9 protein-coding genes are annotated in these 8,853 nt (G+C 42.4%); 1 reads left to right on the top strand and 8 read right to left on the bottom strand.

The window, feature by feature from the left end:
• Positions 1-263: 263 nt before the first annotated feature.
• The 8 genes from Q7J27_02820 to Q7J27_02785 form a co-directional block, all read right to left on the bottom strand.
• Complete coding sequence (locus Q7J27_02820) at positions 264-1,214, bottom strand: transketolase family protein (GenBank protein MDO9528072.1); 951 nt, start codon at positions 1,212-1,214, stop codon at positions 264-266.
• Entirely contained in the window at positions 1,215-2,078 is an 864-nt protein-coding gene (locus tag Q7J27_02815) for a transketolase (GenBank protein ID MDO9528071.1), read from the bottom strand. It abuts the gene before it with no gap.
• Positions 2,079-2,409: 331 nt separating this feature from the next.
• On the bottom strand, positions 2,410-3,789 hold the full coding sequence (mnmE, locus tag Q7J27_02810) for a tRNA uridine-5-carboxymethylaminomethyl(34) synthesis GTPase MnmE (protein ID MDO9528070.1): 1,380 nt from the start codon (positions 3,787-3,789) through the stop codon (positions 2,410-2,412).
• Between the two features lie 103 nt (positions 3,790-3,892).
• The gene (jag, locus tag Q7J27_02805) at positions 3,893-4,627 is read right to left on the bottom strand and encodes an RNA-binding cell elongation regulator Jag/EloR (protein MDO9528069.1); all 735 of its coding nucleotides are present in this window, start codon (positions 4,625-4,627) and stop codon (positions 3,893-3,895) included.
• 17 nt (positions 4,628-4,644) lie between these two features.
• Positions 4,645-6,309 carry a membrane protein insertase YidC gene (gene yidC, locus Q7J27_02800; protein MDO9528068.1) on the bottom strand — a complete coding sequence of 555 codons (1,665 nt, stop codon included), beginning with the start codon at positions 6,307-6,309 and terminating at the stop codon, positions 4,645-4,647.
• A 28-nt stretch (positions 6,310-6,337) separates the two neighbouring features.
• Positions 6,338-6,562 carry a membrane protein insertion efficiency factor YidD gene (gene yidD, locus Q7J27_02795; GenBank protein MDO9528067.1) on the bottom strand — a complete coding sequence of 75 codons (225 nt, stop codon included), beginning with the start codon at positions 6,560-6,562 and terminating at the stop codon, positions 6,338-6,340.
• A gap of 458 nt (positions 6,563-7,020) precedes the next feature.
• Positions 7,021-7,158 (bottom strand): 50S ribosomal protein L34, encoded by a 138-nt coding sequence (gene rpmH / locus Q7J27_02790; GenBank protein MDO9528066.1) that lies wholly within the window; start codon positions 7,156-7,158, stop codon positions 7,021-7,023.
• A gap of 320 nt (positions 7,159-7,478) precedes the next feature.
• On the bottom strand, positions 7,479-7,769 hold the full coding sequence (locus Q7J27_02785) for an antibiotic biosynthesis monooxygenase family protein (GenBank protein ID MDO9528065.1): 291 nt from the start codon (positions 7,767-7,769) through the stop codon (positions 7,479-7,481).
• Between the two features lie 376 nt (positions 7,770-8,145).
• Here Q7J27_02785 and Q7J27_02780 point away from each other — a divergent pair.
• Positions 8,146-8,853, top strand: a 708-nt coding sequence (locus tag Q7J27_02780) for a hypothetical protein (protein MDO9528064.1), incomplete at its 3' end; no start/stop codon positions are given.

Here is an 8,853-nt window from a genome sequence, read left to right as displayed (position 1 = left end):
CGTTCGCACCGTAGGTGACAAGGTAACGTCTGAAGTAATTAGGAAATACATTCAATATCATCATGAGGAAGAAACGACTCCCACGCAATTAAGATTGTTTTGATTTAAGATGCCCCGCCTTGTAGGCGGGGTAATTCACTTCAGAATCTCACAAGGCCCTGAAACAATACTGAAACAAGTTCAGCACGTGGTTCAGGGTGACATTTCAGAAATTCGTTTTACTTTTTAAATTTTCATTTTGATATTTGCATTCCTTTAACCTTTTACCTTATACCTTCTTTTTGGATCAGGACATCTTCTGATGCGCGGGCTATATCTGCAGCCCTTAAACCATAACAATCAAGCAGTTCATCTCCGGTTCCGGACATGCAGAACCTGTCTTGTATGCCTATCCTTTTTACCGGTACCGGGTAATTTTCTGATATAACCTCACAGACGGCGCTGCCGAGCCCGCCAATCATGGAATGTTCTTCAGCAGTGACAATCGCCCCTGTTTCTCTCGCACAGGAAAGTATCAGGTTCTCGTCGATTGGTTTCAGTGTGGACATATTTACTACCCGCGCGGAGATGCCTTTTGATTTCAATAATTTTGCAGCTTTGAGCGATTCGGATACCATGAGACCGAGAGCAATAATCGTTATGTCAGATCCTTCATTGACGACGGCGCCCCGTCCTATTTCAAAAGATACGCCGTCGGGAAATATGACAGGAAATTTCATTCTTGATGTCCTGATATAAAATGGCCCATCAGTATTCAATGCGGCCTTCATGATCTCTTTTATCTCTATGCCGTCTGCCGGAACGATAACGGTCATATTGGGGATTACTCTCATAATCCCCAGGTCTTCGGTCATCTGATGAGAGACACCATCCTCACCGACGGTTATGCCTCCGTGGCTGGCCACAATCTTCACGTTCAATTTAGGGTAGGCGATAGCCTGTCTCACCTGTTCCCAGGCCCTTCCTGCCGCAAATATGGCAAATGTACTCACAAAGGGGATCTTCCCGGCGAGAGCAAGACCGGCTGCAGTTCCCATCATATCCTGCTCGGATATTCCCATATTGAAGAATCTGTCAGGAAATTCTTTGGCAAAGAGTTTTGTCATTGTTGATCCCGAGAGATCAGCATCGAGGGCGACGATGTCTTTATTGGTCCGGGCAAGTTCAACCAGGGTTTCCCCATAAACATTTCTTGTTCCGAGTGTATCTGTCATCTATCCACCAAGCTCCTTGAGCGCTTTTTTGAATTCTTCATCTGTCGGTGCCACGCCATGGTATTTCGCCAGACCCTCAAAGAACGAAACCCCTTTCCCTTTTATGGTTTTAGCTATTACAACGGACGGGGTGTCCGTAACATTACAGTTCTTTACGCTCTCCAGAGCCGGTATGATTTCCTCAAAGTTATGGCCGTCGATTACCTGAACATTCCATCCGAAGGCCTTCCACTTGTCATAAAGCGGTTCTATGCCCATGACATCTTTTACCGCACCGTCGATCTGGAGGCCATTGTTGTCTACAATAGCCATCACTTTTCCGAGCTTATAATGGGCTGCTGTCATGGCGGCTTCCCAGATCTGCCCCTCTTGCAGTTCTCCATCGCCAAGCATAACATAGACGTTCGATTGCAGACCTTCGAGGCGGAGCCCCATGGCCATACCGTTGGCAACGGACAATCCCTGTCCTAGCGAACCTGAGGTGGCATTGACCCCCTTTGTTTTTCTCACGTCAGGGTGTCCCTGGAGAGAGCTATTCAGTTTTCTCAACGTCATAAGTTCCTTGAGATTGAAGTAGCCGCACATAGCCAGTGCCGAATAAAGTGCGGGGGCGCCGTGTCCTTTGGAGAGAACGAACCTGTCCCTTTCCTGCCAGTTCGGGTCGTCCGGATTATGATTCAACACGTGAAAATAAAGGGCAGTCATTATATCTGCTGCAGAAAGGGAACCACCGGTATGCCCGGAGTTGGCATTGTGTATCATCGTGAGGATGTTAATCCTCATCAGCCTTGCAGTCTCTTTTAGTTTGCTGATATCTTCCATTTTTACCATATTAAATCCTGTCGTAGCTTCTCGATTTGCCACCGATGAACTGAACAGCGAGCGCATTCCCCGCTGCTTGCGGCGGGGTTAGCGAGCGAATAAAAAACAATTTTTTTCCTTAGCAGTCGGAGATTCCCCGCAACAAGTTGCGGGGAGCTTCAATCGGCACGTTGTGGCAACTACCACACAACAACATTGTGTGCAAGGGTAAAAGTTAATCCGGGGAATATCTTTATTGTTTCAACTCGAAGAATGGGGAAACCCCCTTGTCTTCAGACACAAAGTGGTAAAGGCACAGAGGCACAGAGGAAAAAGAGGAAAATATTACTTTGTGCCTTTGTGCCTGAAACTATCGGCTTTAGCCGATAGCAGGTTACTTGCCGATACAGAAGGTTGAAAAGATCCTGTCCAGAACCTCTTCGTTTACGGTTTCCCCGATAATTTCGCCCATGCTTTCGAGGGATTCCCTAAGATCGAGGGCGGCGAATTCGGGAGACATGCCTTCACGTACATTTTCTCTGGCCTTTGAAAGAAACGTGACAGTTTTTTCAAGGGCGGTTTTATGACGGAGATTTGTTATTATAATGTCTGATCGGCGGTCATCTGTGTTACTGATGATTAAGGAGTGGATATGTTCTTTGAGAGCGGGAATGCCGTCACCGTATTTTGCCGATAGCCATAAGGGTTTCTTGCCGGGCAGAAGATCATCGAGTTTCCCAACATTTATCATACGCGGAAGGTCTGACTTGTTTATAACGAGGACACAATTTCTGTGCCTGTTTTTATCGATTATCTCCAGATCTTCCCTTGTTAGTTTTTCGCTTCCGTCGAGAACTATTATGATTATATCGGCCGATGAGAGCTTTTCCCAGACCAGCTCGACTCCTTCTTTTTCTATGATATCTTCAGCCTCTCTTATCCCGGCCGTGTCAGTAATCCGGAGCGGTATCCCTCTGATATTGATAACTTCCTCTATGAAATCTCTCGTTGTTCCTGGAGTGGGGGCGACGATAACCCGTCTCTCGCCGAAGAGTCTGTTTAGAAGACTCGATTTTCCAACATTCGGCTTTCCTATAATAACGGCACTTATGCCATCCCTGTAAACTTTTCCTTCGTGATATGTTGAAAGAATCTCTTCCAGACTATCTATTATGCTTTGGATCCTTTCGGTAAGTTCTGAGGCAGGTAGCTCTTCAATGTCCTCTTCAGAAAAGTCTATGGAGGTTTCGAGGAGTGCCAGGATGTCAATGGTGGATGAGCGGGCGGATTTAATTTTCTTTGATAGATTTCCCTTAAGCTGGGTGATGGCCAGATCGAGACCTCTGTCGGTCCTGGCCATTATCATGTCAGAAATCGCCTCTGCCTGGGAAAGGTCGAGACGGTCATTGAGAAAGGCTCTTCTTGTAAATTCGCCGGGTTCTGCGAGACGTGCCCCTGCTTTTATTGCCTCGTTGAGAATAGCCTGAAGAATAACAGGACCGCCGTGACAGTTTATCTCAAGAATATCCTCTCCAGTATAGGAGTGAGGCTTTCTCATTATGGTGATCAATACTTCATCAAGGACTGTACCATTTTCCGGTGATACAATATCTCCGTGATAGAGGTGGTGGGTTCTGAAATGTTCAGCTTTTTTTCTGTGTTTAAAGAGTAGGCCCCCGATTTTTTCCGATTCTGGCCCACTTACTCTTATTATCCCGATTGCGCCTACGCCGGGGGGGGTGGATATCGCCGCTATGGTGTCTTTTAATTTCACTGTGGGTTAAATGAAGTTAGCTAAAGTGATCTAAAGTGCCTAAAGTGAACTAAAGTAACTGATTAAAATCCTCAACTTTAGGCACTTCAAACTTTAGCTCACTTTAGGCACTTTTACTCGGTAGTATGATAATCTTTCTGAGTGTTCCTTCGCCTCGACTTTTTGTGACCAGAAGCTTATCGGTTTGAAGGGCTAAATGTATTATTCTCCGGTCATGGGCATTCAAGTTGCTAATAGTAAGGGGCTTATTTGTTTTCTTGACTTTTTGTCCCAGCTTTTCAGCCAGCATAACAAGAGATTCTTCACTTCTCTTTCTGTACTCTTCGGTGTCTATTATGATTCTCTTTCTATCTTTTCCATGCTTATTGGATATCCTGTTTACTATATACTGAATGGCGTCAAGAGTCTGGCCTTTTTTTCCTATCAGAAGTCCATTACCTGCACCCTTTATGTTGAGAGTAACGGCTTCTGGTGTTTCTTCGACAATTACAGGAAAATCTAAAGTCATTCGAGTTAATATTTCCTCGAGGATACTTTTTGCTCTTATTGCCGCAGTTTCATTGGATTCGTCTCCAGCAGTTCTTTCATGGGTTGGAATATTGACGGATGTATCGAGGGATGTATCTTCTGTTTTTTTGAAGGACGTATCCAGTTCCACATCTATTGACATGATGCTGGCTTTAATACGTGCTTTTTGGGATCCTATGAGACCGAGGAATCCGGAAGAACCCTCTGAGATTATTTCTATCTTCAATTTTTCCCTTGGTACGTTGAATTCTTTACAAGCCTTTTCAATGGCCTGATCAATGGTTTTTTCTTCTATTTCCAAGGTCTTCATAGTTGACTGCCTCATCATTATGGTTGTTTATTTATGTAATATTGTTGACCTATGCTCAGAATATTGCTGAATAGCCAGTAGATTACCAGTCCTGAAGGAAAATTTAAGAACAGGAAAGTAAAAACTACAGGCATCCATAGCATCATCTTTGCCTGCATGGGATTTCCCCCCGGCGGGGGACTCATTTTCTGCTGTAAGAACATGGTGGCCCCCATAATGATCGGCGTTATGTAATAAGGGTCTTTGGCCGATAGATCCTGTATCCAGAAGAAAAAGGGCTCATGGCGAAGTTCTATTGAGTAAAGCAGGGCTTTGTACAGTCCGAAGAAAACAGGTATCTGAATCACCATAGGGAGACACCCTCCCAGAGGGTTTACCTTATACTTTTTGTAGAGCGCCATCGTTTCCTCACTAATTTTTGCCTTGTCATCTTTGTATTTTTCCTGAACCTTTTTTAGCATCGGTTGGAGTTTTTGCATCTCCTTCATCGATCTATAACTTTTATTGCCCAGGGGCCAGAAAAAAAGCTTTATCAGTATGGTCAAGATAATGATGGCGATTCCATAGTTGTGAACATACTGATATGAAAATTTAAGCGCTATCAAAAGTGGCAGTGCCAGCCATTTTATCCAGGAACCGAAATCGATTGAGTTTTCAAGACCAACACCTTCTGCCTTAAGGATGTCATAATCCTTGGGACCCAGGTACAAGGAATAATTAAAGAGCCCTGACTGTCCTGGAGGAATGATGTTTTTTGGTCCTTCCAGACCTATGGAGACGAGATTTCTCAAATTTTTAAATAGGACAAGGCTGGTCAGTGATGGTTTCTGAGGTATTAGTGAGGCGATAAAATATTTATTTTCAAACGCTCCCCAGGATACGTCCGGTCCCAGAAATTTTTTTGTGCCGAGTTTTTCAACATCCTCACGGTCAACGCTGTTTTTAATAAAATAAATTGGACCGTTATGGCTATAGCTGCTCGTCTCTTCGTTGGGATCAACGAATTGATACCAGCTTAGAAGAGCATTTTCGTTAAGAGTGTTTCTTGAAATATTGTAAACTTTTACTTCAAGATCAAAAGAATATTTCTCTGGATAGAATGTAAAAACCTTTTCGATTTTTATCTTCTCTGGATATGACCAGCTAAAGGTTAATTTCCGAGCATCTATTGTTTTTGTGATATCTATGGAATCCGCATCTGCCTGATAAATTTCTTCAGAGGAAATATTTATACTCGATTCAGGAAAGGTGACGGCAAGAGGATATTCCATGCCATCTATAATATTTACCAATTCGATTAGTTCGGAATTTTCATCTAATGTCTTACGGTAACCTTTAAGTTTAAAAGATTTCAAGGTTCCCCCGACTGTGGTGAAGGTAGCGGAGTAGAAGGGGCTTTCAACCTTGATATCTTTGCCTCTTATCGGTTCGTATATGGAAGAGGTCGTTTTGGTTAAAGTTTCTTTTAATACCTTTCCTTTTATTGGTTCATGTATGGAAGGGGTTGTTTTAGTGGAAGTTCTTTTTAAAACTTCCCGGCCTTCGGGTTTAACGAGACCTTCTTTTTCAGTTTTTTGAACCACCTCCTGCTTGGGTGGCGGTGGGGGGGGTGCAAAAAAGAAGTGATAAACTGCAATTACAGCAAAAGACAGGACTATGGCAATAAATGTCCTCTTGTCCATTTAATTCCTCCAGTTTTTCCCGTTTTATTTATTTCACGGGGTCGTACCCACCAGGGTTCATAGGATTGCACCGAAGCAAACGCATCAGACCAATCAATAATCCCTTAAAGGGGCCGTGGTGCTTGATGGCGATGATTGCATATTCGGAGCAAGAAGGGTAAAAACGACAACATTGGGGGAAAGCAGGTGATATGAATGTCTGGTAAAATCTGATAAAACCAATAAATATCTTTTCGAGGATATGCGTAGGCATTTCACCGAACATCGTTTTACTGAAATCGACCCTGAACTTACTTCAGGGCAGGATTCAGTGCAAGCTTTGTATTAAGAGATTTTCAAGTTCCCTGCACACATCTTGATACTTAAGTGGAGGTATACTCTTCTTCGCAATTATTACTATGTCTTGCGAAGAAGGGAACCTGTTTTTATTCAATCTGAAAAATTCTCTTAAGAGACGCTTAATTCGATTCCTTTTTACAGAGTTTCCCGCTTTTTTACTGACCGTCAATCCCAGTCTCTTTACCCCTAACCGATTCTCACTTAATATAATGATAAAGTTTTTCGAATTAACCCGGTACCCGTTTTGGTATACTCTCAAATAGTCTCTTCTTTTTCGAATCCTTTCGTGTTTACCAAAAGTTTGCTTTACCATTTCTGGAGAATAATCACCGTTTTATATAACCTCTTGACCATCACTCGAGGTTTTTTTGTTTAAACGGCTAATCGCTTTCTTCCTTTTTCTCTTCTTCTGTTCAGGACTGACCTTCCGCCCTTGGTGGCCATTCTTGCACGAAAACCGTGAGTTCTTTTCCTCTTGGTGTTGCTTAAATTAGTTAGATTTTTTTTCATAGATTATGATCCTGTTAAAAAATTAGAACTCGTCCTTAAACCATAGTCGAAACTATTTGTCAAGGGTTAATTGTGAGATCAGTTTCTTGGAAAATTGCAGTACTTGAGGGAGGCAAAAATAATATGAAAGCTTTGGAAATAGGACACTTTGACCGGGAGCGCACACCGCAAACCCCGCCTTTTAAGCGGGGTAAGGGGGCGCAATATAAAACAAACATATTGTTCGCAACAGCTCACTATCTCCGATTCCTTACAAGGAAGCCCCGCCCTGCGGGCGGGGAGTTTCACTCTATCCTGTTGTAATGATAATTATGTGGGGTTTATTCGGGGTAATGATAAATTTCGAATTCAGTTGCCTCCCCCAGCAAAGAATCGATCTTGCTCTGTATTTGAGCTCTTTCATTACCGGATTCCCAGGTTCTCCATGAATCTATTGACTGCCAGGTGCTGATTACTAAGTATTCATCGGGCTTTTTTGCGTTTCTTAAGGTTTCACCTGACATGTAGCCTGGCTGTAACGTGGCCAGTGTTCTGAGCTCTAAAATAAGAGGCAATAGTTTGCTTTCTTTCTCCCTGTCTACTCTTCTTTTGATCAATACTTTTACAGTCATTTCATTTCCTCCCAACTTTTAAATTCACTTCTATTTTAATGGGTTTTTAAGGTACAAAAAAATCTGACTAAATTAGGCTATGTTCAGCTTTCAGAAAAGGGGAAAACGAAAGCTTTGAAAAAGTGGTTTTTCGATGCTCGGAACTTTTTCAGTTTTTAAAGGTCTCAAGACCTGGCTTATTGTTCTGTTGTTTGTTTTTGCTTCTTGTCGTAGTGGTTTCAAAGAACTTCTTATTAGAATTTGTGCTCATTTGTCAAGAATTTTTTACTGTGTTGTCAGATAAGAATTAAAAGTGAACCGTTTTTGACGGATTTAAAGTTTAAAAGTGAACACATGATAAACCATAATCTAAAACCCAAAGAGGAGGTTTTAGGTTATGGTACAGTTGCACAAGAAATTCACAGACAGCCAGGTTAAAGAACTTATCGAGTGCTACCTGAGAAAAGAAATCGAGAGAAAGTATATTCAAGAGATTCTGGGTATTGGAAAAACAAGGGTTTTCTCTCTCGTAAAGGCCTATCGCCAAAATCCGGATGAATTCTCTATTCAATACACAAGAAAAACCAAAACCAGAAAAATATCTCAAGACATTGAAGATAGCATTATCAAAGAGTTGCACATTGAAAAGAAACTGATAGAAAACAAAGATATACCGTTGAGATGGTATAATTACAGCTATGTCAAAGATCTTTTAGAGACCAAATATAAACAGAAAGTTTCGTTACCTACCATTATTGATAGGGCCAAGAAGAACGACTTTTATTTAAAAAAGAAGCCTCGGAAAGATCCTCATGACCGTGAAGTCTTAACCAATTACACCGGAGAACTCATTCAGCATGATTCCTCTCATCACTTGTGGTCACCGCCTGCGAAAGAAAAGTGGTGCCTTATAACCTCCCTGGATGATTTTAGCCGGCTTATCCTCTATGCTACCTTTTTAAAGAGAGAAACATCTTGGGCTCACATTCTTGCCTTGCAGACGGTGGTACTGAAGTATGGCGCACCCTTTCTATATTACGTAGACTCTCATTCCATCTTCAGGTTTGTGCAGGGCAGAGACTCTCTCTGGCGGAAACACTACACA

It is taken from the genome of Syntrophales bacterium (assembly GCA_030655775.1).
Lineage (GTDB): Bacteria > Desulfobacterota > Syntrophia > Syntrophales > JADFWA01 > JAUSPI01.
Note: the sequence above shows the minus strand (reverse complement) of the source record. Positions and strands in the feature narration are given on the sequence as shown.